18 protein-coding genes are annotated in these 23,716 nt (G+C 37.3%); 11 read left to right on the forward strand and 7 right to left on the reverse strand.

What is annotated here, in order from left to right:
* Positions 1-1,929 carry an ABC transporter substrate binding protein gene (locus ACMAZI_RS13220; protein ID WP_412474275.1) on the forward strand — a complete coding sequence of 643 codons (1,929 nt, stop codon included), beginning with the start codon at positions 1-3 and terminating at the stop codon, positions 1,927-1,929.
* Here the strand turns inward: ACMAZI_RS13220 and ACMAZI_RS13225 are convergent, their stop codons facing one another.
* Genes ACMAZI_RS13225 through ACMAZI_RS13235 form a run of 3 tightly spaced genes read right to left on the reverse strand, consistent with a single transcriptional unit; the run spans position 1,930 to position 4,891 of the window.
* Entirely contained in the window at positions 1,930-2,445 is a 516-nt protein-coding gene (locus ACMAZI_RS13225; RefSeq protein WP_412474276.1) for a hypothetical protein, read from the reverse strand.
* Positions 2,445-3,809, reverse strand: a complete 1,365-nt coding sequence (locus tag ACMAZI_RS13230) for a di-heme oxidoredictase family protein (protein ID WP_412474277.1) — start codon at positions 3,807-3,809, stop codon at positions 2,445-2,447. The genes ACMAZI_RS13225 and ACMAZI_RS13230 overlap by 1 nt, the downstream gene beginning before the upstream one ends.
* The gene (locus ACMAZI_RS13235) at positions 3,803-4,891 is read right to left on the reverse strand and encodes an imelysin family protein (protein WP_115361003.1); all 1,089 of its coding nucleotides are present in this window, start codon (positions 4,889-4,891) and stop codon (positions 3,803-3,805) included. The genes ACMAZI_RS13230 and ACMAZI_RS13235 overlap by 7 nt, the downstream gene beginning before the upstream one ends.
* Positions 4,892-5,040: 149 nt before the next feature.
* On the opposite strand from ACMAZI_RS13235, the gene ACMAZI_RS13240 reads away from it, so the two are divergent.
* The 5 genes from ACMAZI_RS13240 (at position 5,041) to ACMAZI_RS13260 (ending at position 8,571) form a co-directional block, all read left to right on the forward strand.
* The gene (locus ACMAZI_RS13240; protein ID WP_120404444.1) at positions 5,041-6,225 is read left to right on the forward strand and encodes a hypothetical protein; all 1,185 of its coding nucleotides are present in this window, start codon (positions 5,041-5,043) and stop codon (positions 6,223-6,225) included.
* Between the two features lie 72 nt (positions 6,226-6,297).
* Positions 6,298-7,263 carry a deoxyhypusine synthase family protein gene (locus tag ACMAZI_RS13245; RefSeq protein WP_115360999.1) on the forward strand — a complete coding sequence of 322 codons (966 nt, stop codon included), beginning with the start codon at positions 6,298-6,300 and terminating at the stop codon, positions 7,261-7,263.
* 25 nt (positions 7,264-7,288) lie between these two features.
* Entirely contained in the window at positions 7,289-7,645 is a 357-nt protein-coding gene (locus ACMAZI_RS13250; RefSeq protein WP_199506630.1) for a hypothetical protein, read from the forward strand.
* A complete protein-coding gene (locus ACMAZI_RS13255; RefSeq protein WP_115360997.1) occupies positions 7,642-8,016 on the forward strand; it encodes a hypothetical protein in 375 nt (124 codons plus the stop codon). The genes ACMAZI_RS13250 and ACMAZI_RS13255 overlap by 4 nt, the downstream gene beginning before the upstream one ends.
* A gap of 18 nt (positions 8,017-8,034) precedes the next feature.
* Positions 8,035-8,571 (forward strand): SRPBCC family protein, encoded by a 537-nt coding sequence (locus ACMAZI_RS13260; protein ID WP_115360995.1) that lies wholly within the window; start codon positions 8,035-8,037, stop codon positions 8,569-8,571.
* Here ACMAZI_RS13260 and ACMAZI_RS13265 read toward each other — a convergent pair.
* Complete coding sequence (locus ACMAZI_RS13265) at positions 8,524-9,261, reverse strand: sulfite exporter TauE/SafE family protein (protein WP_115360992.1); 738 nt, start codon at positions 9,259-9,261, stop codon at positions 8,524-8,526. The two genes, ACMAZI_RS13260 and ACMAZI_RS13265, sit on opposite strands and share 48 nt — an antisense overlap.
* Positions 9,262-9,367: 106 nt before the next feature.
* Here ACMAZI_RS13265 and ACMAZI_RS13270 point away from each other — a divergent pair, with 106 nt between their 5' ends.
* Entirely contained in the window at positions 9,368-10,234 is an 867-nt protein-coding gene (locus ACMAZI_RS13270; protein ID WP_412474278.1) for an MBL fold metallo-hydrolase, read from the forward strand.
* A gap of 27 nt (positions 10,235-10,261) precedes the next feature.
* On the opposite strand, the gene ACMAZI_RS13275 is transcribed toward ACMAZI_RS13270, so the two are convergent.
* Positions 10,262-11,320, reverse strand: a complete 1,059-nt coding sequence (locus ACMAZI_RS13275) for a CNNM domain-containing protein (RefSeq protein ID WP_334679102.1) — start codon at positions 11,318-11,320, stop codon at positions 10,262-10,264.
* Between the two features lie 214 nt (positions 11,321-11,534).
* Between ACMAZI_RS13275 and ACMAZI_RS13280 the strand changes: the two genes are divergently transcribed.
* On the forward strand, positions 11,535-11,984 hold the full coding sequence (locus ACMAZI_RS13280; protein WP_115360986.1) for a CBS domain-containing protein: 450 nt from the start codon (positions 11,535-11,537) through the stop codon (positions 11,982-11,984).
* Between the two features lie 27 nt (positions 11,985-12,011).
* Here the strand turns inward: ACMAZI_RS13280 and ACMAZI_RS13285 are convergent, their stop codons facing one another.
* On the reverse strand, positions 12,012-13,580 hold the full coding sequence (locus ACMAZI_RS13285; RefSeq protein WP_412474279.1) for a CocE/NonD family hydrolase: 1,569 nt from the start codon (positions 13,578-13,580) through the stop codon (positions 12,012-12,014).
* Positions 13,581-13,689: 109 nt separating this feature from the next.
* Positions 13,690-14,793 carry a hypothetical protein gene (locus tag ACMAZI_RS13290; RefSeq protein WP_115360981.1) on the reverse strand — a complete coding sequence of 368 codons (1,104 nt, stop codon included), beginning with the start codon at positions 14,791-14,793 and terminating at the stop codon, positions 13,690-13,692.
* A gap of 232 nt (positions 14,794-15,025) precedes the next feature.
* Between ACMAZI_RS13290 and ACMAZI_RS13295 the strand changes: the two genes are divergently transcribed.
* From ACMAZI_RS13295 to ACMAZI_RS13305, 3 genes are all read left to right on the forward strand, one after another.
* Positions 15,026-16,981, forward strand: a complete 1,956-nt coding sequence (locus ACMAZI_RS13295) for a BCCT family transporter (RefSeq protein ID WP_412474430.1) — start codon at positions 15,026-15,028, stop codon at positions 16,979-16,981.
* Between the two features lie 169 nt (positions 16,982-17,150).
* A complete protein-coding gene (locus tag ACMAZI_RS13300) occupies positions 17,151-18,605 on the forward strand; it encodes a chitobiase/beta-hexosaminidase C-terminal domain-containing protein (protein WP_412474280.1) in 1,455 nt (484 codons plus the stop codon).
* 146 nt (positions 18,606-18,751) lie between these two features.
* Positions 18,752-23,695 carry a tail fiber domain-containing protein gene (locus ACMAZI_RS13305; RefSeq protein ID WP_412474281.1) on the forward strand — a complete coding sequence of 1,648 codons (4,944 nt, stop codon included), beginning with the start codon at positions 18,752-18,754 and terminating at the stop codon, positions 23,693-23,695.
* Positions 23,696-23,716 lie beyond the last annotated feature (21 nt).

A 23,716-nucleotide genomic window follows, 5' to 3' on the forward strand; every position in this document is an offset into this window, starting at 1 on the left:
GTGCTATATTTAAAGACTTTACTCACATTTCTTTTCATTTTTATTTCAAGCTCTCTGCATGCTCAAGTCAAAGGAGATCTGAATATTGTCGTTCTCCATTCTTATAGCCAAGAAAATGATTGGACAAATAGAATTGCACAAGGATTTAAGAGTAATATTAATTCTTCAAAGTATAGTAGGGTTGATTTTTTTACCGAGTATATCGATAGTAAGCGCTTTTATGGAGATGATTTTGATCAGTCATTAAAGAACTTATATTTTAATAAGTTTAAAACTCTTAGTGTTGACTTGATTGCGACTACTGATGATTATGCTCTTGATTTTGCCTTAAAGTATCGAAAGGAAATTTTTAATAACGCTCCAATTATCTTTAGTGGTATCAATGGTTTTGATAAGAGAAAGCGTGAGCTTTATAAGAGAGATAAAAGCTTTACAGGGATTCTCTCAATTCTAGATGTTAAAAAGAATATCGAACTCGCTTTAAGACTACAGCCAAAGGCCAAGAAGATAATCTTTATCAATACAAAGCACACTCGATCAGGGAGATATTTCAAAGGGCAATTTGAAGATGGTGTTAAGCCTTTTCTTTCGCAATATGAAGTAGAATATATTGAAGACTTAAGCTTTGAAGAACTATATAAGAGGTGTCGAAATTTTAAAGATGATGCCGTTGTATTCTATGGAGGGTATTCACGTGATCGCCTTAATCAACATGCTCGATTTCGCGATGTCATAAGTAATATAAGTCGTAACTCAACTCTTCCTGTCTATGGCTTTACTGATTTTTATTTAAATTATGGCCTTGCTGGTGGCCATGTTGTAAGTGGCTTTGAGCAAGGTAAGTCTATGGCAAAAATGGCCAATGATTATCTAAGTGGAAAAAAAGTCGAAGATATTCCTATTATTAAAAACCCACAAAATCCTTTGATTCTCGATTCTGAACTTTTAAAGAAATATAATATTGATTTTAAAAGGATCCCATCAAACGCAAGGGTCATTTACCATCACGGGAAGCTTTATAATTTATACACTAGCTATAAGAAAGAATTTTGGTTGACTCTATTGTCATTTATCGTTCTTCTCATTAGTAGTGGCGTACTCTATTATTTTTCTATTAAGCAAAAAGAATTTAAAGAAAGCTTAATTACTCTCAATAATATTCTTGAAGAAAAAGTACAAGAGAGAACAAAACAATTAATTGATCAGCAGTCTAAGCTTGTTAACTCCGCTAGGCTAGCTACAATGGGTGAGATGGCAAGTGGAATCGCACACGAGATTAATAACCCTCTAGCAATTATTGACTTAACTGCTGGTCGAGTAAAACAAAGAACCAAGGTTGAAAGTAACTTCAAGCAAATCAATAGAATAAATACAACTGTATCTCGTATATCTAAAATTATAAAAGGTTTAAAACACTTATCTAAAGACGGTGAAAAGTCTAAGAAAGAAAACTTCTTATTAATGGAATCGATTGAAGATGTTAACTCTCTTTGCCAAGAAAGGTTTAAGGAATATGATATCACTTTCAATGTGGAGGTTGATCCAGAGCTTAAGGTTTATGGCTCACTTGTTCAAATTGGGCAGATGCTCTTAAACCTGCTTAATAATTCTTTTGATGAGCTAATATCAAAAAAAGACAATCGATGGATTACACTTAAAGCTGAAAGAGTTTATCTAAGAGATAATAAGAGTTATGTTGAGATTTCAATTACTGATTCCGGTAAAGGAATAAAGAAAGAGGATCAATCAAAGTTGATGGACCCATTCTTTACGACAAAAGCAGATAAGAGGGGGGCCGGCCTAGGTCTTACTGTCTGTTCTAATATTATTTCTAATTATGGGGGAGAGTTCTTCTATGATGCAGAATGTGAAAATACTCGCTTTGTTATGCGCCTGCCAGACTTAAATGACCAGCAGGCCGTTTCTTAATTATTGAGCTCTACGGTCAAAAATAAGTCTAACTCGATTTTCGTCACATACGTTATTTTCTTCATTTAAGATATCCACTGCTATATATCGAATACCTCGTTTTGATGCTGTATAAGTAGCAGATTGAAGTTTACTCTTTAAAAGCTCTTCATTTTCTAAACAAGACTTAGAATCATCATCAGTTTGTGACATCGTATAATCGAGATCAAGGGTTCTGGTTTCTCTTGCTCGGTTAAAGAAGAGTCCAAATTGACAGACTTGTCCGTTATTTGTTGACCAGCTTGTTTCAATTGAAAAAGTATTTAGGTCTTTATCTGCAGTTAGTAGATTAAAATTAATGCCTCTTTCTAAAAAGACTTTTGGTGTTTGAGTATATTCAACCTTATAACGACGAATGAATTTTCCACAATCAAAGCCCGTACCTTTTACAATATATGTTGTACCTGCTGGTAGAGGCCATATTTGTGCAAAAACGCTACTAGTTAGAATTGTTGCTAATAGAATGATTTTCTTCATTATAGGCTCCTTAGGAATTTAATTAGATCTTCTCGATCCGACTTTTTTAATTTTAAAAAGTTTTCTTTGGCTTCTTTTGCCTCGCCACCGTGCCAAAGAATTGCTTCTTTTAGATTTCTTGCTCTTCCATCATGAAGAAAACGAGTGTGCCCATTTATCTTCTTTATTAGGCCAAGACCCCAAAGAGGAGGAGTTCTCCATTCTCTTGTTGTTGCTTGAGCTTCATTCTTATACTCTCTGATATCATCTGCAAGGGCATCGCCCATATCGTGTAGAAGCATATCAGTATAAGGATATATCTTTTGATTATTTAAGACTTTAAACTTTGACTGATTTCCAGTTGTATAACTTGGAGTGTGGCAAGCTTGGCAACTAATTTGATTAAAAACCTTTTGACCGCTTTTTACTCTTGGGTCATCAAAGTTTCTTCTAACTGGAACTGATAGAAGTTGAGTGTATTCTGTTACGCGATTTAAAAGGTGCTTTGAAATATCACTTTTAGTTTTCTTTTCTTCACAATCAAGTTGTACGTAAGTACATTCTTCTTTTGGGAAAAGATAACTCGTAATTCCTATATCACCAACAAAGGCCGCTGCGTTTTGCTCAAGAAGACTAGGCTTTCCTGCTTTCCACCCAAAGCGTCCTAGTACTTCTCTTTGTTCGACAATCGAGAAGACGCGATTTACTCGACCTGAAATTCCATCACCATCTCTATCTTCAGGATCAGCTTTTTCAAGGATATCTTCTTCCTTAATATTTTCTAATAAGCCTAGGCCTATCATTTGTGGCCCAACACGTGGAGAAATTATGGTATTATCACCAAATTTACCTTGAGATAATTTTCTAAAGATATAATTTGGTTTCTTTAATTCATAAGTTTCACCATCTGCAAAACTTCCAATGATGGTTTCAAATTTAACAAAGACTTCACCTTCGCCTTTTACACCTTCGATACTATGTGGCTGAAATTGGCCACCGTATTTTTCATGCTCAATGACTTCTCCATTTTCTTTTATCTGTCTAAGACGAAAGAGAAGAGAAATATCTGTTGGCCCGTCAGTATCTGGTAGTCCTCGACCACGGCCATCGAGAAAGTGGCATGCAGTACAAGATGTCGCATTAAAGACTGGTCCTAGTCCGTCCCGTAGGGGAGTTGATGAAGGGGCCGTAACCCATGCTCCTTTAAAGAAGCTATTTCCAGTTTGAAAGTAGCGACGAAGCATTCCTCTGGTTCCCGCCATTGGATGAGAGAAGGCATTAACTGAAAGATCCAGTGTAGTCCCGGCACCGGCCGGGAACTTTTCACTGGAGTATGTATTAAAAGATAATACAAAGAAAAATGTTAAGACTAAGTTTCTTACCACTGTACTGGAGTCTCTAATTCTTCAGATAGTTCAACAAGTTCAATGGCAAGCTCTTCCATTTCTTCAATAGAAGCTAGGATATCAACTCTAGCATTTTCATCAAGAATTGCTTGATCAAATGGTACAGGGAGACCTGCTAGCATTTTGTTGATCTTTGCAACTCGAGTATTAATTGCATCTGATAAAACTGTGTTTTCAGTTAGGCTTAGAATTCCCGTTGCCTTTAGGATATTTGCGACACCCCAGAAGTTCCACTGAATATCCATGTGAGTCATATCTGAGAAACATGAGTGCTCATCTTCTTGTCCCATTGTCTCCCAAGCTACGAACATTCTTTCACCAGATAATTCGTCACCTGACATATAGATCATTCCTGCAAGGATATTATTAAGAGCTTCTTTTTGATTCTTAGCTACAAATTCAGCTCTATAATTATTCTTATTAGGCTCCCATGCATCAACAAGAGTTTGAAGATGATCAATAAGAAGATCTGTTGCTACAGATAGGTAAGTTGCACGTCTTTGAGCATTTTGCCCAAGGCCAATTACATAGTCAGTATATGAGCGATTACCTGGACCAGTTGCAGAAAGGTCTTGTCCCCAAAGTAGGAATTCAATTGCATGATATCCTGTTGAGATATTCTTCTCACCATTTAATTCATTTAAAGAAGAAAGTAGGTCTTTCGTAATTACAGGATAGTCAGCAACATTATTTACGATACCTGCATTTGGAGCACCTTCAACATAATCGATATATGCTTCATCTAGAGGCCATGCATTTAAAAGTCCCTCTGGGCCTTGATCACTATCAATTGGTCCATTGTAGAATCTAAAAACTTCAGATTGGCCATATGGAGCTCTTGCTTGCTTCCATGATTCTCTGGCCATCTCTAGAGTCATAACCCCTGGGTTTGAAATAAAGAATTCAACGTCTTCTTGAAGAACAACAGCTCTATCAAGTGAGTCAGAATAAGTGCTGTAAACGAGATCAGCATAATTATTAATTACAGTTTGTGTTGTCGTAGCTGCAGAGATACTTAGGCCAAAACCTAGTGAAATCGATAAGATAGACTTTTTAATCATTGTTAGATCCTTTGTTTGTTATATTGCCTGTACAAAAGGTTATGTTTTAAAACATTGGTTTGATACCTCAAACAGTATGTTACTTCAACAATAAAGTTTAATTTTATAGTAAATAGACTTTGTTTACTTTAAGTGTTTTAATTTTGTCTATGAATTCTCATAAGTTAGTAATACTTACGTTTATTTGCTTTTCTTGCTTGGGGCTTCCAATTGGTCACGAGTCTGGATTTCTTGGAAATACGACATCACGTCCGGGAGATATTGGGGCCGCACTCGTTTTTCCATCTGCCACGGCCTTTACTAAATATGACGATATAAAGATTTACTTTGGTCTAATTTATACGCGTCAAGAGATTGGCTCAATTGGAGATAGCGAACTTGAAGGGACGGGAAGTAGTTTTGAGAGTCAGTTCATTCCATACTTTACCGGGTTTGCTGGAGAGCTCTTTGGTTTAACATTTACAAATTTTGTAACTTACTCTGGTACAAATAACGGGCAATTTGACTTGAATATTCCAAGTATTAGTGGCGGCGGTAAGGCCAATGTACAATTTGAAGAAACAGTTCTTGGGATCTCTGTTGCTAAGAAATATGAAAGGTTCTCACTGGGGGCAAGTTTCAGCCTTGAGATACAAGGTAGTAAAACTTTTTCAACTTTTGAAGGGGTAAGTGGTGGTAACACTTTTCTTCAAACGACTAATAATATTACAAAGTTTATTATTATAAACTCCATTATAAGTGCTTCTTATAAAGAAGAGAGGCATTTCTTTAGTGCAGGTCTGGACTTTCCTGGTATTAAGTATTCCTCTTCCTCACGAACTGAAACTTTTCTATTAGAAGATGGTAGTGGTGATGTTATTCGCTTGAAAAGTGAAAATAAACCGGACTACAAAAGCAATACAAGCCTAAACTTAGGCTATAGTTATTTAAGTGCTAACTGGGCCCCCTCTGTTGATCTATTTTATGATCTGAAAAATATTGATATTAATATTTCAAGAAATGAAGACCGAAATAGGGCCAATTTCTCTGATGATGTTTTGATAAAATTTGGCCTGCGCTCACCTGAACTTAAGCTACCTACCAACAGAGTTTTTAAAGGATCGACTTATTCATATCTTTTTGGACTCCAGTATCGACAAATTGATACCGTCAATGAGTCTACAGATGAGGAAAATACAGGACGCACTTATCAATTCTCGTTTGGCTTTAAATTGGCCAATCGAAAGACAAGTCCAATCTTTGGAGTCTATTATGAAGATGAAAAGAGTACTTCTAATTCAGGCAGTAAAGTCTTTGGTTTAATGTATTCTTCGAATTATAATATTTTTGATTAATTTATGTAGACTTGAATCCATAATATGGTGTAATAAGTCTCGTTCTATTTAGGCTTTCTCTGGAGAATTATTATGAGCACAATGGCCCAATTTTTTAGTAACAATTATCGTCACTTTAATGCCGCTTCACTTGTTGATGCATCAAAGGCATATGTTGATCATTTAAAGAGTGGGAAGAAGATGATGATCACTCTTGCTGGTGCTATGAGCACAGCAGAGTTAGGTGTCAGTCTTGCTGAAATGATCCGCCAAGATAAAGTTCAAATAATCTCTTGTACTGGTGCAAACCTTGAAGAAGATATCATGAACTTAATCGCATACAATCACTATAAGCGTATTCCAAATTATAGAGACCTAAGTCCAGAGGAAGAAGAGGAGCTTCTAGCACAAGGCTTTAACCGCGTAACAGATACTTGTATTCCTGAGGAAACAGCTTTTAGAAAGTTACAAAAATATCTTTTTGAAGAGTGGTCAAATGCTGCAAAAGCAGGTGAGAGGCTTTTTCCACACGAGTTCTTATATCGCATCCTTCGCCGAGAAGATTTTGCCAAAGAATTTGAAACAGATGCTAAGAATTCTTGGATGATGGCAGCTTGTGAAAAGAACCTACCAATTATCGTTCCTGGTTGGGAAGATTCAACAACAGCAAATATCTTTGCTTCTTACTGTCTAACAGGAGAGCTTGAGCCGTCACTCGTTAAAAATGGAATTGAATATATGATGTTCCTTGCTAAGTGGTATCCAGAAAATTGTGGAGATAGCGGCATTGGCTTCTTCCAAATCGGTGGTGGAATTGCAGGTGACTTCCCAATTTGTGTTGTACCAATGCTTAATCAAGATATGGAAGATGATGTTCCTCTTTGGTCATACTTTTGCCAAATCTCTGATTCAACAACAAGTTATGGTTCTTATTCTGGAGCTGTACCAAACGAGAAAATTACTTGGGGTAAACTATCTTCTAAGACTCCAAGATTCATTATCGAATCTGATGCGACAATCGTTGCACCACTAGTTTTTCATTACGTGTTGGAAAACTAAGATCATTGCTCTAAGATAGAAGGGCATGAGAATACGATTTCTATATAAGCTAGGGGCATTCTTTTTAGGATGCCTTTTTTGTTTTATCCTCCATTCAAAGGCCGGTTGGTCTCCCGTTTTAGCATCTGCTTCAGTGGGACTTATTGGAAGTTTTCTTCCTGTGAATTCAAATATGCGTGCGGCCATTTATAGTGGAAGCTTTGCAGGGATGTGTTCTAGTGAATTAGTTTCTAATTATTGGGAGATATTTGGGATTTCATTAATTGGAGCTGTAATCTATCTCTACTCACTCAAACTTTTTCAAGGCTTTGGTGGAAAACTCGGTACTATCGCTTTTGTGAGTGTTGCTCTCTTTTATTTAATTAAGGGGAGTATTATATGATCTCTTCAATAATTATTTCTATTATTGCAGGAATTTCAACATTTCAGCTTTCACAACTTAAAGCGTTTGGAATAATAAGATCATCAGCTCTTTTAAGTCTTATTGCATATGGTATTCTTTATTTGCTAACACCAAATTATGAATTATTATCCATTGTCTTCTTTGGCGCCTCTTTTGTGGGGATGAGTTGTCCTAGTCGAATGCATAATATTACAGTAACGATTAGTTCAATCATATTTGCAATTTTCTTTCATTATTTAGTCCCTCTGTTAAAGGGGTATGGAGGGGCGCTAGGACTAAGTGCCTTCTTAAGTGTGGCCATTATTCAATTATTCTTACATTTGTCTGGGAAACTTGCCACATCTCGCTAAGCCTGCCATCATTTTAACATGAAAAATCTTAACTATATTTTAGTGGCCTTATTAATATCAACATTTACATATGCAATTGAGACTGTTCAAGTTGTAGGAAGTATTGAAATCGATGCACCTATTGAAGAGGTTTTTGAATTTGTTGCAGATCCTATGAATGATCATATTTGGAGAAGTGAAGTAAATGAGATGACAACGAATACTCGTCATCTTAAAGAAGGAAGTATTTTTAGGGAAGATGCTTGGATTGGAATAAGAAAGCATTTTATAACGACAACTGAGCTAATTAAGCTAGACTATCCTCATCAGGCACTATTTGAGACTGTAAAATCAAATCCATACTTTTTAAGAAGTAACCGCTTATTTGAGGAAACACAAAATGGAACAACTTTTTCTTATGTTGTTGATTTTGATAAACGTATGATTAAAGAAACTTTTGGCTTTAATGCTAAACCTGAAGTTGTGGTAAAACTCTATTCTCTTCTTATGAAAAAGTATCTTTATAAGTTAAAGAAGAGTTTCGCGAATAATCATAAAAGCACCCATTACAATTAAGAAGTAGCCAAAAATCTTTTTTAGCTTCTCTTGTGGCAATTTATGAGTAAGTGCTGATCCTATTTGAGATCCAACAATTGCAAGAGCTGTGAAAATCGCAATAAATTGATAATCAAGTTCTAGGCCAGGGGAGTTAATAATATTTCCTACAAACCCAATCAATGAGTTTATTGCAATAATGAGAAGGGAAGTACCCACTGCTTTTTTCATGTCTACATGAAAGAAGTTCACTAGGGCCGGTACAATAAGAAAACCACCTCCAACACCAATTAAACCTGTGACAATTCCTACGACACTGGCCGCTAAGAATATAGTTAAATTAGATGTATTTTTAATTTTAACTTCTTTACCATTTTTAAGCATTGAAATTGAAGCAAGAAGCATAATTCCTGCAAAGATGAATAATTGCATCTGACCAGTTAGAAACTTTGCTAAGTAGGTTCCAAGATATGTTGAAAGCATGGTCATGGCACCAAATTGAAAGGCCAACTTCACAAGTACATTTCCATTCTTATAATGACGAAAAGTTCCCATAAATCCAGTCAAACCGACAATTGCAAGAGACATTGTAATTGCAATTTTAGGGTCAACTTTTACAATGTAGACCAGAATGGGAACCACTAGAATTGATCCTCCTCCTCCGAGAAGTCCTAAAGTTGTTCCAGCTATAAGTGCGAGTAGATAGGCCATGAATTATTCCTCCTTTAATTAGTATAGTAGATAAAATTTTCTTAAACATTGATGGGAATCAATGTCTTTTACTAGAAATTTATTTATTCTAGTGTAGGAGGAACTTATGGATAATTTAAAAATTGAAACATTTTTTGATGAACTAACTTATACCCTTACTTATGTCGTCTACGATAAAGAAACGAAGGATGCAGTTATAATTGATCCAGTTCTTGATTATGATCAGGCATCATCTTCAATTAGCTTTGAGTCAGTTGAAAAAGTTACGAACTTTATTAAAGATACAGGGCTTAAGTTACATTATGTTCTTGAAACTCATGCTCATGCAGATCACTTAACTGGAGCTTTAAAGTTAAAAGACTTTTTTCCAAACGTTAAAGTTGCAATAAATGAAAATATAAAAATTGTTCAAGATGTTTTTGGAAAACATTTCAATATGCTAGAGGAGCTAAAGCTAGAGGACTTTGATGAGTTCTTACATGAAGATAAACCTATTCATGCAGGCTCTATTGAGATTAGCACGATCTTTACTCCCGGCCATACTCCAGCGTGTTCTTCATTTGTCATTGGTAATAATGTCTTTACAGGAGATGCCCTCTTTATGCCAGATTATGGTACTGGCCGTTGTGACTTCCCAGGTGGAGATGCAAATGCACTTTATGATTCTGTAAAGAATAAGCTATATGCATTACCAGATGATACTAATGTGTATACGGGACATGATTATCAGCCAGGTGGCCGTGAGCTTAAGTATAAGAGTACTATTGGTGAGAATAAGAAGAGTAATATTCATTTAAAAGAAGATACTACTCGTCAAGAGTACGTAAACTTTAGAACAAGTCGTGATAAGACTCTAAGTGCACCAAAGCTGTTATTACCAAGTATTCAAGTAAATATTCGTGGCGGGCATATGCCTCGTCCACAGGCCAATGGGGTAAGATACCTCAAAATGCCTCTCAGTTTTAAGGAATAAACTCTCTTTCTTCCTTAGGAGGAGCACTTAACTGTGCTCCTTTTTTTTCACTTCGGCCTTTATTTCTTCTTTTGCCTGCTCTTGAAGATCTTCAACTTCATCAAACTCATCCATAATCTCAATACCAAAGAATGTTTCCACAATATCTTCAAGAGTGATGACACCAAGAATTGTCCCATACTCATCTGAAACCATGGCAATATGTTCTTTTCCGCGAATAAATTTCTTAAATAGACTTCGAAGAGGTGTGCGACAATTCTCTATCGAAATCGGTCGCATAATATCCACTTCAAATAATTGCTTATCACAATTTTCTTCAATGACATTCTTTGCGATATCTTCTTTGTGAATATAGCCACAAATATCGTTCACTGTTTCACCAAAGCATGGAATACGAGTTACTGGTGCTTTTAGGTCATATACTTCTTTAATAGTTGAAGTCGTTTTAACCATAAAGACCTTTCTGGCCGGTGTCATGACTTCATCGATTGTTTTACGTGATGCCAACAGAGACTCACGTAAGAATTCTCCCTCATCCTTTGCAAGTGCTTTTGTCTGTACGCCTAACTCAATCATCGACTCAACTTCTTCTCGACTCATTGTATGGGACGGCTCATTTTTGAAGAACTTCATCAGGCCCATTGAGATAACGAGAACAGGTTTTAGAATGAAAATAAGTGGAGGTAGCACTCTTAGTAAGAATGGAGTTAGACTTTTCCAATGTTGGTGACCAAGCGACTTGGGAATAATTTCTGATAAGTATAGAATGGCCAGTGTTAAGACAACAGATACAGCAGAAAGATAAAACTCTAGGTTTGCCCCAGTAATTCCCATTTCTTTGAAAAGTTGAATGGATTCAGAACCAACTCCTGCAGCACCGAGTGTGTGAGCAAAGGTATTTAAAGTTAAGATTGCTGAAATCGCTTCGTCTTTATTTGATGCATATTTCTTTAGAGAATTAGCAAATCCCTTATTTTGACGAACTGAAGCGAGAATAAAATTTGGAGTAATTGAGAGAAGAACGGCCTCCATTATGGAACACAGAAATGAAACCCCAATTGAGATTACTATATAAACAATTAGCATTAGCTAGATAACTCCTTGGCATAATTCTCGACGTATTAGAATAGCTTAAAGTTAGTCGGTATCCGTGTCAATTCAATTGTAGTGTTATTTGGTCAGGTAATTGTAAGATATTTGTCAGGAAATAATGCTACTTTGGTGCCTGTGTTCATAAATGTGGAATAAAACTAGAGTTTGAGTTAAAATAGGGGGGCATTAAAACTCAAATGAGGTGAATATGAAAGTTTTAGATTTTATGACTAAAGATGTAACAACTTGTACTGAATCACAGACAGTTGGTGACGCTGCTAAAAAAATGATTGAACTAGGTATAAGTGTTATGCCTGTTGTAAATGATGAAGGTATTCTTACTGGAATCGTTACTCAGTCTGATTTCATCAGTAAAGAAGTTGAGATCCCGCATGCTCTTGTTTCTATAAAGAGACTATTTGGGCAAGACTTTAATCTAACAGATGTTGAAGATGTATATAAGAAGTCTAAGAATAAGACTTTAGCAGATGTAATGAGTCATAATGTTGTTACAGTCACAAGTGAAAATACTCTAAATGGCGTTGTTGAATTAATGATGTCTAAGCACCTTAAAAGAATTCCTGTTGTTGATGATGGAAAATTAGTAGGGATGATTACAAGAAAAGATATTTTAAAAGCATTTGAAAAATTAAGCTAAAATAAAAGGCTCCGTAAGGAGCCTTTCTTATTTCCAACCTTTTATTTCTAAATAAGATTGTGATTTGAAATCAAAGTTTAAATTAACTTTATAAAGCTTATTATTAGGTTCTTCATAAAGAGGATCCTGAGTGTCGATGATAATGGCCAGGCGATGACCTGCTTCAATATCATAGGCCGTAGCAACTAATTCGATATTAATTCTCTCTTGTGGTGATTTACCAGTATATGCACCATGAGTTATTAGCTTTGCTATTCCTGTCGGTGATACATCGTAAATATAGGCGATGAGTTGATAAGGAGTAGAACTAACTTCTACATTTAGTTTTAAGCGCGGGATTCCTCTTAATTTAAGGCCTTCTTCGAAGCGATCAGTTTGATATCTTATACTATTTATTAAGTTATTTAATTTTGGATACTTTATCGTAGGCACTTCAAAATGAGCGTCTAATATGGCCGAAAGAAATGGAACTCCTGTGCTGGCTCCTGTATCAAGTCCTGCCATAAAGCTATCGCTTTGAGCTGGTAAGAGATATGGATAAGGCGAGAGGCCACCTCGAGTAATTCTTCTTGGATGAAGATAAAGTCTCTTTGGTACCTGATAATAAGATTGAATCTCTCTTTCTTTATAGACGCTTGGTTGAACAACAATCTTTCCTAACTCAAAGTCTTTTGCTGTCTTGTCATTTTGTAACCAATACTTAAACCATGAACTCATTTTATCAAAGACATAATTTTGTAATCCAAAGAGGCCTGGCAGCTCTGCTGTTGCATGTGAGCCTTGGCTTAGGTCTAAGACCTTAGGTCCTCTTAGTTTGTGAAATGTTTTAATAAGGGCATTTGGTTGAAAAAGATTATCACCAAAGTTATTAGCGAAGTAGACAGGTTTTCTTAAAAGATTAATCATACCAAGGTTGTCATTGAGGCTTCGATTTTGAACCCACTTTTTAAACCCTTCTTCATTTCCCTCTAAAACTTCATCTAATAATTCTGGAATTCTTGGATCGAGATTTCCAAGTAGCTTTCCTGAGTTTACTAAGAACTTTGTCCAAAAGAGACGCGGTGTGTTTTGAGCGTAAAGTGACTCCTTTAAGTCAGTCCATGAGCTCATGGCAAAGGCCGTCTTGATACGATATTCTCTAGCTAGGCCCATTAAAGAGAGTCCACCGCCATAAGAAATTCCGGCCATACCAAAATTACTTCTTTGAGCTGGAGTTTCGTCTTCAAGCCAATCGATAATAGTCTTTAGATCTTTTAAATCATTTTCTCCGGCCACATTGATATATCCACCAGAGCATCCCCAGCCACGTGTACTGTAACTAAAGACTTGAAAGCCTTCTTTGGCAAGGCGGATTGCTTGGGCCATGTACTCATGTTCTTCTATCGTCCAACTATTTGGAAAAATAATTGTTGGAAATGGACCTTGCTTATTCTTTGGTGTTAAGAGATTTCCGTGAAGTTCTATATTATCAAAAGTTGAAATGACGACATCTGGTTCATAAGAGTATTCTTTTGATTCTGGTAAATTTAAACTAAAACAAATATTTGCAAACGCAGATAATTGTAGAAGAAAAGTAATTAAAATATACTTTCTCATAATGTTTCCCTAAGATTTAATACAATTGAGTAATTATATATTCTTAGTGAACCATTATTAAAGTTTCTGGCAGCTTTTAAGTGAGGAAAATGTCTTACAATTCCTATCACTAGAGAAATACCTCAAAAAAGTCGTCTTTGGCCTTATTAAAGAGTGGAAAACGATTGTCTTTTGTTATTGATTGTCTGATATTTTTTATTACGCAGCTCGTCTCGCTACAATTCTTCGATGCTTTATTTATTACCTTGTTAAGGTAGTCCTTAACTGGAGTATGGCCACACGAGCTACTGCTTAGATATTCTTGCCCAAGATAAATATAGTCTCTTATAAAAGCATACTTCTTTGGTGATACTCTTTTGAGATTTATTGGATTTAGACGGTAGGCCGCAATACTTTCTGCTGCATCTTCGCCTGGATTTGTTTGGCCATATGTTGAAACCATTTCGTCACGATTATAGCGCCATCCCATTGGGTGATCGATCCAACCAGACATATCCCACCAAAATGAAGAATAATTAAGATTGTAGAAGTAGGCTAAGTTATGGCCAATTTCATGAAATAGGGTATATGCCTTTCCATCTTTATCGAGTTCACGATCCCAAGGGGTGTATAGTTCGATGGAAGCGTTTGCAAATATCATCCCAACATGGCCATAGCCGATGTCTTCTTTTATGTGACGAACAAGTCTTTTACTCTTCCATAATCTTGGAAAGTGAGATGGAATTAAGTTTATGCCTTTTAAGATAGCATTCATTTGTTTCAGGTTTAAAAGTGCTGCATCGTTATTTCGATATGGTGAAGTATTAAGGCCATACTTTTCAGAGAGATAAATGGTTTTATAAACCATTTCTTGTCCCTTGAATAATTCATTTAAAGCACAACGTATACTGTCGCAATTCTTTGCTGCTTTAATTAAATGAGAAAAGTCTTCATGTTTATCTAGTTTTTTTAAGACATAGCTTCTTGTTAAAGATCGAAATAGGCGAGATGAAGTCTCTGATTCATTTCTAAACTTAAAACCATTAATCGCTACTTCTTTATTTCCTCGATGAAGAAAATTATTTGAAAATTTTGATATCTCAAGGAGGGTTGGCATCTCTTGTAAACATTTTGCAGAATTAACGCTACTAAATGGAGCGGCATATTCTTGTAGAGCATAAGAATTAAATGTTAATAGCGTAAACATTAGAGTGGGGAAGATCTTTTTAAACATAGCTTCTTTATGTCAGATCGCAGAATTTTTCTCAATGAAAATGAACGCAGAAGAAGATTTTATACGCTCTAACTGGTTGCTATTGGCCAAGTGAGTGAATTCTAAGGCCCTTGGGAGTAAATAATATATAAGTACCTAAAATTTAAGAGCAAGCTTCCGATAAGTTGGCATTGGTTTTTATATGTTAATTTGTGTCGGTCCCGAAACGGGTCTGATTAAAAGGGAGTTTGTTATCAATAAAGAATCTACTATTAACAAAAATGTGTTTTTTTCCTCCGCATTTTTTATCCTCGTCATTACTGCGATTGGCTCAATATGGCCTACACAGTTAAGTGAGTTCTTTAAGGGAATTCAGGGCTGGCTGATTGCCAAGACTAGTTGGGTATATGTACTTGCAATGGGGGCAATGTTATTTACAGCAATCTGGCTAATGGTAAGTAGGTTAGGAGATATTAAATTAGGTCCTGACCATTCAGAACCGTCTTATACTAATATCTCGTGGTTTGCCATGCTCTTTTCTGCTGGGATGGGGATTGGGCTTCTCTTCTTTGGAGTTGCTGAGCCGATTATGCACTTTTCATCTCCACCAGTTGGTGAACCGCAGTCTATAGAAAGTGCCAGAGAGGCCATGAAGATTACTTTCTTTCACTGGGGACTTCACGCTTGGGCAATGTATGCAATGTTAGCAGTTTGTCTCGCTTATTTTTGCTATCGAAAAGGTCTTCCGCTACTTCCAAGATCTGCATTCTTTCCAATCTTAGGAGATAAGATTCATGGCCCTTTAGGGGATATGGTAGATACGTTTGCAGTTATTGGAACGATGTTTGGTGTTGCTACTTCATTAGGTTTTGGGGTTGCACAAGTAAATGCAGGTCTTAGCTATCTGACAGGAATTCCTCAATCAGAAACAATTCAGGTTATTCTAATTGCTATAATTACTGGCTTTGCAACAATCTCGGTTGTTTTAGGGCTTGATGGTGGAATTAAGAAGTTATCAAATATCAACTTAGCAGTAGCAGCTATTCTCTTAGTCTCAGTAATGCTCTTAGGAGATACGGTACACCTTTTTCAACAATATGTTCAAAATAGTGGAGCCTACCTTTCTGATATTATCTATAAAACTTTTAATCTCTACGCTTATGATAAGAAAGAAGAGTGGATCGGTGGATGGACACTTCTATATTGGGGTTGGTGGATTTCATGGTCACCGTTTGTCGGGATGTTTATCGCTCGTATTTCAAGAGGGAGAACAATTCGCGAATTCTTAATTGGTGTTCTCTTTGTTCCTTCTGGGTTTACATTTCTTTGGATGACTGTCTTTGGAAACTCTGCAATTAGTATTGCTCTAAAAGATAAGTCTGGAGAGTTTGTTCAAGCAGTAAGTTCAAATGTTCCAGTTGCACTTTTTAGATTTTTTGAATTCTTTCCAATGTCGGCAGCTCTTTCAATTCTTGGAGTAATTCTTGTTATTACATTCTTTGTTAGTTCTTCTGACTCGGGATCTCTTGTTATTGATACCCTTGCTTCTGGTGGAAGCCAGCATCCTCCTGTGTGGCAAAGAATCTTTTGGGCCGTGACTGAAGGTGTGGTTGCTGCGGTACTTTTACATTCTGGTGGTCTAGAGGCACTACAGACGATGACGATTGCTTCGGCCTTTCCTATGATCTTCTTAATTCTCTTGGCCGTCTATTGTCTAGTACGATCCCTACAAGATGATTATATGCTTAGAAATCAAGTAAGAAATCATAATAGCTCTATTCAATATGAACAGGCGAGTATGACGTGGCGAGAGCGACTTAATGCACTCTTTAGGCATCCAAAATTTAAGGAAGCAGATAAGTTCTTAACAGAAGTAGTCGAGCCAGGACTCATTGAATTACAAGAAGAGTTTGTTAAAAATGGCCTAGATGCAAAAATTCGCCATGGTGAAGATGACTCAATTTCTTTAGTGATAGAAAAAGAAGGCTTTGATGATTTCAAATACGAAGTTTATTTAAGAACATTCCAAGTTCCAGAATATGCACCAGGTGATCAAGAAAAGTATTACCGTGCAGAAGTCTTCCTATTAAGTGGAGGCCAGGAATATGATGTCTTTGGTTACTCAAAAGAGCAAATTGTTGCCGATGCAGTAAACCAATACGAGAAGCATTATCAATTCCTACACTTAACTAACTCAGAACTCGTTTAGTTCTAATTACTTATATGGCATAAATCATGGGCACAGCTTTAGGCTGTGCCTTTTTATTTTTATGTCATTTCAGTACGATAGATAACACTTCGCTTTAAATTAAAGATTACAATAAAATTAACCGATAGAAATAGTGTGATATTGCTTTTTTTTTGGAGCGTTTTGAATTATGACAAATGAATTTAAGTCCTTATTAAGAAATGTTGTCGGTGGAGTTACTCTGGCCAGCCTATTTTCTTATCTTACTTTCATTGCTCCTTCTTCAGATGAAAACAAAGATAATATTTCTCAAATTGAAGAACAACAAGTTAAAAATCTTGAAGATCAAAATAACGAAAATGATATGTCCAACTCATCAGGGCGCGGAAATCGTGGCCTAGCAAATTTCTCAGATGAAATACAAACGAAGAGAGATAACCGAAAGGATCGATCAAGAACTAGTGTTGGGGCCAATACTTCAAGGCCCGCCCGTGAGGTTTCAAGAGAAGCAAGAGATCCTGCTTATAACGCTCGTGAGATAGAGGGGAGCAGTAATTATCGACCTTCAAATAGTAGCGGATCATTTTCACTAGGCCCTGCAAATTCACTAACTGGTAATAGTGCTCCTTCTCCAACTACCACTTCAGACTCCTCTGGAAGTAGCAGTGGGGGATCAGGATCAGGCTCTGGTGTATTCAAAGAGTCTGGCGGAAATGAATGTTCATTTTGTGTAACTTCAAAACCTAGTAATAGCGCTGACGAAGAGACAAATGATAATGGAGGTACATTCACAAACTCTGGGAGTGGAAGTAGTAATGATGTTGCAGTGACAGAAGTGACATGTTCGCATGATATGGCCGAGGGAAGTTATGCTACACCTATTAGTGTGACAATTAGTTGTAGTGAGTCCGCAACGATTTGGTATTGCTTAGATACTGGAGGAAGTTCTTGTACGCCTTCAATTCAATATACAGCTCCAATTAATCTACCTACAGATGGTGATTATGGAATCTCATACTATGCACAAGCATCAGCAAGTACAACAGATGTCGATGATTTACTTTATCGAATTGATACAACAAGTCCTGATCTAAGTGTATCTCATGATGTGATTTATGCTCAAACGACTCAAGTTCCATTACAGAATACGACTGCATCAACGGACTTTGGAATGCCTGACTATTATTATCATCAGATAAACTTTAAAAGCTTTGATCCGCTTACTGCGGCGACTCCTTGGACATGTAATGAGGTTTTAAATGATTATGCGACGGCAACACCGTCACCTCAAGTTATTCAAACGAATTTTTCAACTTCAGGTCTTGCTGTGACAGATCAAATTATACAAACTGTTGATATGCCAAATCTTGTTATTGGAGATAATCATATTGTGACAGTTTTAGAAGATCGTGTTCTTGGGGTGGTAAGCTGTCAGGTACAAAACGTAGTGGTCAAAGACTTCGCTATCGCTGACTTTACTGGCACTGGAGAAACTCCTGTGACAACAGGTGTTCGAAGAACACTTGGAAGTTTTGTTGGCTTTGGACACTTTCAGGCAGTACCTAATTCCGCTACTTCTGGTCAACTTTCAAATACCCAAGGAACAACTTCAAGTAAGCAAGGTCTCTATACTTTAACTCACTAAAAATCGCACATTTACAAGGCAGTATTCTTGAGAATCGGAAAAGTTAACCTTGTTAACTCATTGATATTTGTTTGCTAATTAAAGAGCGTTAAGATGTCGATAAGCCACTGTAACAACAGGGGATTATGTTGCACGTAAGTCGAAAATTGACATTTTTTTTAGCACTTTGTTTAAGCTTAGTATTTAGCTCAAACACTCTTGCGACAAAAATTGGTTACTCTGGTCGACTAGTTCAAGCAGATGGAACTCCAATTTCTGGAACACCTAATCTTCAATTTGATCTCTATTATTCGAACGATCTTGCAACTTCACTTGCAACCCAAACACTTAATTCAGTACCTCTTTCAAATGGGATCTACACTGTTGAGTTAGACTTTCCAAGTCTTGCAACCCTTATTGCAAATACACCTGTGAGCGAAACTCTTGTAATACAAGTTCGCGATACAACAAATACGATCACATTTGATTATCAAAATATTCTAGCAACACCTCTTGCAAGTTACGCTGTGACCGCTGAATCTATTGCAGATGCGGCCGTAACACCACAAAGTTTAGACTTTGTTGCTAGTTGTGCTGATAACCAAATATTAATTAAGAATGGTTCTCAATTTGACTGTATTAACCAATCAGCAGCAATCTCTGTCGATGGTTCAACAATTATTAATAATGCAGGAACGCTTGAGCAAGCTACAGTCGGTACGGCCGGAACTTATACTTCTGTTACAGTAGATGCTTACGGGCGCGTAACAAGTGGTTCTAATCCGGCACCAAGTGTTGGCTCAAGTGAGATAACAGATGATTCAATTGTGGATGCCGATATTAATTCAGCGGCCAATATCTCATGGTCAAAAATTAATGCTCCAACAATTGATAAGACTTATGTAGGGCTGCCTAATGTTTTAAACGTTGCTCAAATCCCAGCGTCGGATCTTGATAACTCGGGAACTCTTGATAGTGCAACACAGGTCCCAAGTGAGCTTGCTGTAAAAAGTTATGTAGATACGACAGCGCAAACAATTGCGGATGCAAAAGTAATTGATGATATGACAGGAGCGCAAACAACGATTGCACCATCAGTTTATTCTGTAAAAAATTATGTAACGGCACAGACTGGGGCCATAACTTCTTCTCAATGGATAACAACAGGAAGTGATATTTATTACAATAGTGGAAGAGTAGGGATTGGAGTTATTGCTCCAAGCACAGCTTTTCATGTAAGTGATTCTAATTGGATTATCGCTTATTTTGAGGGTGACCATGCTACTGAATCATCTATTCATATCAATAACGTAAATAGTGTTGCCAATAATGGATGGGAACTAGGTCATCGCGTTTCCGATGGATCATTTAGAATATCTGAGCAGGGATTAACTCATCGAATGGCCATTCTTCCTGGTGGGAATATTGGTATTGGCACTTCAACTCCAACTGAAAAACTTGAAGTTGCAGGAAAGGTAAAGGGTACTGAATTATGTATTGGTACCGATTGCCGTGGTGCATGGCCAACTGGAAATGCTGGAACTGTGACATCAGTAACAGGAGGAACTGGATTAACTGGTGGAACAATTACATCATCAGGAACACTTGCAGTTGATGTGGGAACAACAAATGGCAAGATTGCTCAAGTTGGAGCAGGTGATAAACTTGCAGACTCAATTATTAATTATAACCCCGCACTTGATGTGGCCTTAACGGGTCTTGATACTTCAACAGCTTCGGCCGCCCTTGCAACAGATACTGTTCTTCAGGCCTTTGGGAAAATTCAGGCACAATTAAATTCTCATGCAACTGCGATAGCAGGAAATACTATTACAAACTCAGATGATGTAGCAGAAGGTGCTACAAATCTCTATTTTAATAATACGCGTGCACAAACTGCCGCTGTTGTTAATTCAACAGCAGGTAGTGAAACGACACAAGCAGCATCTGTGTCTTCAATGAAAACCTATGTGACTTCACAAGTTGGTGCAATTAATGAGTCCCAGTGGACGACGACTGGAAGTGATATTTATTATAATTCTGGAAGTGTTGGAGTTGGAGTTACTTCACCGGCCACGCAGCTTCATATTGGTAATCCTGCTGTCGTTGGTGGTTATGGTGCTTTAATGTTAGGGAATAATATCGCAGGTGAAAACCATCATATTGTTCATGATAATGATGGTAGCTTTAATATTTACTCTGGAGTTTTTGGAGCAGGAAGTAAGAGGTTTTCAATTGCTGCTGATACTACAGTAACTGCTAATGGTAACTTCTATGTTACAACTGGAAACGATATTTGTATTGATGGTGGAAATTGTCTCTCAACTGCAGGGACAGGTGCTGGAACTGTTACATCAATTACAGCAGGAACTGGTTTAACTGGTGGAACAATTACAACATCCGGTACAGTTGCTGTTGATGCAGGTACAGGTGCAGGACAAATTCCACAACTTGATGGAAGTGGACGCCTTCCAAGTTCAGTTGAGACAGATCCAAGTGTTGAGTCTTTTGCAAAGACAACTCTTCCAACTTGTGGCGCAGGACAAGTCTTATCTTCAGATGGGTCAAGTTTTTCTTGTGTCACTGATATAGACACAGATACAGATACTAACACAACATATACAGCTGGTAGCGGTTTAACACTTTCTGGAACAGAGTTCTCTATTGCTGCCCAGGCCATTACAGATACTCAACTGGCCGGCCTAGCAACAAGTTGTGCTAATGGTGAGGTCCTAAGAACAAATGGCCTAGGAAGTTTCTATTGTTATGATCCACTCGATTTAGCTAATAACTTTTATACAAGTTTTGGTATTGGAACAACTCCTGATGCATCAGCAGCTCTTGATGTGAGCTCAACTTCAAAAGGTTTCTTGCCACCGCGTATGACTTCAGTTCAGAGAAATGCTATTGCATCACCTGCAGAAGGTCTTGTGGTTTATGATACTGATATTCAAGAGATCTATGTCTATAAAGGTGGAGCATGGAGGGCCGTCGGTGATAGTGTTACTGGAGCCGGAGATGCGGAAAGTTATGTAGAAGTTTCATTTTCAAGTGGTACACAAAGTGGAAGTGGAGTTATTAACTATACGAATGAAAGTATTGATGTAAATGGAGAATTTGATCTAAGTACTGATCGATTTACCCCAAAACAAGCTGGAAATTACTTAGTTATTATTCACACTGTTGCAAATGGAATGACAACTGGGGGGCACCATTATGCTTCAATTACAAAAAATGGAAGTGGAGTAATAGGCTCTTGGACAAGATCAACGAGTTCAAGTAATGCAGATAAAAACGCATCTGCTATTGTTTCCATGAATGGTTCTACTGACTATATTGAAGGACGTTACTCATTAAGTACAGGATCTGTTACTAACGGGACATTAAGAATTATAAAGCTTGGTGGTGCCGATAATATGGGGAATCACATCGCTTCAAAAAATCTCGATTTAGCAATAAATAAATTAGTTGGAAATGGTGGGGGAACAGGTCTTTCAATTGCAACTGACGGAGCCGTTACCATTGATAATGATATTTGTATTGATGGTGGAAATTGTCTTTCAAGTGTTCTTGCAAATGAAAGTGAGATTGTAACTTCAAATGGAGCTAATGAATTAGTTAGGCTTGATGGTTCTGGAAGAATTCCTGCTATGGATGCTTCTCAATTAACAGGCATGAGTACCACTCAGGTCAGTGAAGGAACAAATCTATACTTTACAGATACTAGAGCGCAGACAGCTTCGGTTGTTAATTCAACAGCAGGAAGTGAAACCACTCAAGCTGCCTCGGTAAGTGCAATGAAAAACTATGTTCTGGCCCGTGCAACACAATGGACGACTTCAGGAAGTGATATCTATTACAATACGGGAAATGTTGGTATTGGAGTGACTAATCCAACAGATCCTTTAGTTATTAGTAGAAGTTCTGCTGAAACGACTACGACAGCAAGGATCTTATTAACTGATGAACAGAACCTTGGCGGTATTCATGATGAGGATGGTAGCGCAGATTACGGACTTGCTATCTCTCCTGATTTGAGATCCATTGGGAATGGAAGTTCATATATATCGGCCCACACAGGTGGTGGAAATGGTACAGGAAAGCATATTGTGTTTAGAGGTGGTCATGGTGCTAGTGAGCATGGGCATTCTCGAGATATTATGTTTTTAGATACAAGTAACGGAAATGTTGGAATCGGTATTAAGCCCACAAGTCATAAACTAGAAGTTGATGGAAATATTAGAACAACAGGTCTATTCACAGGGATGATCAACTCTATTGATACAAGAGATGATGTAACAACTCCAGAAACAAGAGATAAGGGTGTTAGCTTCGATTTTAAACGAAATGTAACGAATGGCCTCTCTGATGGTGGAACATATAACGGAGTAATGACTTTTAGACCGTATGGAAATACTAGTGACTGGACTGGTGGGCCTGCTCATCAACTTGGCTTTACAACTTCGGGTAGACTCTTTCATCGTTATGGATCAAATACAAGCTGGAATGGGTGGCGAAGAATTATTGAAGAAAACGGTAGCGGGTATGTTGGAATTGGTACAACCTCTCCTTCAAATCGCCTACATGTAAATGGAAATATCGGTGCCACAGGGTGGGTTGGAGCAGGTTGTGAAGGCTCATGTTCTGGAGATGCATATGTAATTAATTACGCCGATGGAAGAATTAAGACTTATGCTGGTTCAGGATCAGTTTGTAGTAAAGCCGGAGGGGCTGCAACATTCTCTTGTTCTTCAGATAGAAGGCTTAAGCACGATATTGAAGATTTCAATGATGGTATTGAAGCTATTATGAAGCTTCGTCCACGAACATATGTATGGCGTGCTGATGATAAAAAAGTTCTTAACTATGGATTTATTGCTCAGGAAGTGCAGGAAGTAATTCCTCATGCGGTAACAGAAGATGAAAGGGAAGAAGGGACTTTCTTAAGTTTAGATCAAGGGGCTTTTACTCCATATATTATTAATGCAATTCAAGATCTAAATACTGAAATAGAGGATAATCATCGTGAAATTTCTTCTCTGAAAGAAGAAAATCAGATGCTTAAAGACTATCTTTGTTCAAAAGATCCGCAAGCTCCATTTTGCCAGTAAATTTCTTACTCACTACCTATA

Origin of the sequence: Halobacteriovorax sp. YZS-3-1 (assembly GCF_047084945.1) — a bacterium.
In the GTDB taxonomy this organism is placed as follows: domain Bacteria; phylum Bdellovibrionota; class Bacteriovoracia; order Bacteriovoracales; family Bacteriovoracaceae; genus Halobacteriovorax_A; species Halobacteriovorax_A vibrionivorans.

What these genes read in the sequence shown, in the direction of transcription:
- ACMAZI_RS13265 (WP_115360992.1), bottom strand. Translation starts at nt 9,261, where the DNA reads ATGGCCTATCTACTCGCACTTATAGCTGGAACAACTTTAGGACTTCTC.
- ACMAZI_RS13240 (WP_120404444.1), top strand. Translation starts at nt 5,041, where the DNA reads ATGAATTCTCATAAGTTAGTAATACTTACGTTTATTTGCTTTTCTTGC.
- ACMAZI_RS13250 (WP_199506630.1), top strand. Translation starts at nt 7,289, where the DNA reads ATGAGAATACGATTTCTATATAAGCTAGGGGCATTCTTTTTAGGATGC.
- ACMAZI_RS13225 (WP_412474276.1), bottom strand. Translation starts at nt 2,445, where the DNA reads ATGAAGAAAATCATTCTATTAGCAACAATTCTAACTAGTAGCGTTTTT.
- ACMAZI_RS13235 (WP_115361003.1), bottom strand. Translation starts at nt 4,891, where the DNA reads ATGATTAAAAAGTCTATCTTATCGATTTCACTAGGTTTTGGCCTAAGT.
- ACMAZI_RS13275 (WP_334679102.1), bottom strand. Translation starts at nt 11,320, where the DNA reads ATGCTAATTGTTTATATAGTAATCTCAATTGGGGTTTCATTTCTGTGT.
- ACMAZI_RS13260 (WP_115360995.1), top strand. Translation starts at nt 8,035, where the DNA reads ATGAAAAATCTTAACTATATTTTAGTGGCCTTATTAATATCAACATTT.
- ACMAZI_RS13255 (WP_115360997.1), top strand. Translation starts at nt 7,642, where the DNA reads ATGATCTCTTCAATAATTATTTCTATTATTGCAGGAATTTCAACATTT.
- ACMAZI_RS13300 (WP_412474280.1), top strand. Translation starts at nt 17,151, where the DNA reads ATGACAAATGAATTTAAGTCCTTATTAAGAAATGTTGTCGGTGGAGTT.
- ACMAZI_RS13245 (WP_115360999.1), top strand. Translation starts at nt 6,298, where the DNA reads ATGAGCACAATGGCCCAATTTTTTAGTAACAATTATCGTCACTTTAAT.
- ACMAZI_RS13290 (WP_115360981.1), bottom strand. Translation starts at nt 14,793, where the DNA reads ATGTTTAAAAAGATCTTCCCCACTCTAATGTTTACGCTATTAACATTT.
- ACMAZI_RS13280 (WP_115360986.1), top strand. Translation starts at nt 11,535, where the DNA reads ATGAAAGTTTTAGATTTTATGACTAAAGATGTAACAACTTGTACTGAA.
- ACMAZI_RS13285 (WP_412474279.1), bottom strand. Translation starts at nt 13,580, where the DNA reads ATGAGAAAGTATATTTTAATTACTTTTCTTCTACAATTATCTGCGTTT.
- ACMAZI_RS13270 (WP_412474278.1), top strand. Translation starts at nt 9,368, where the DNA reads ATGGATAATTTAAAAATTGAAACATTTTTTGATGAACTAACTTATACC.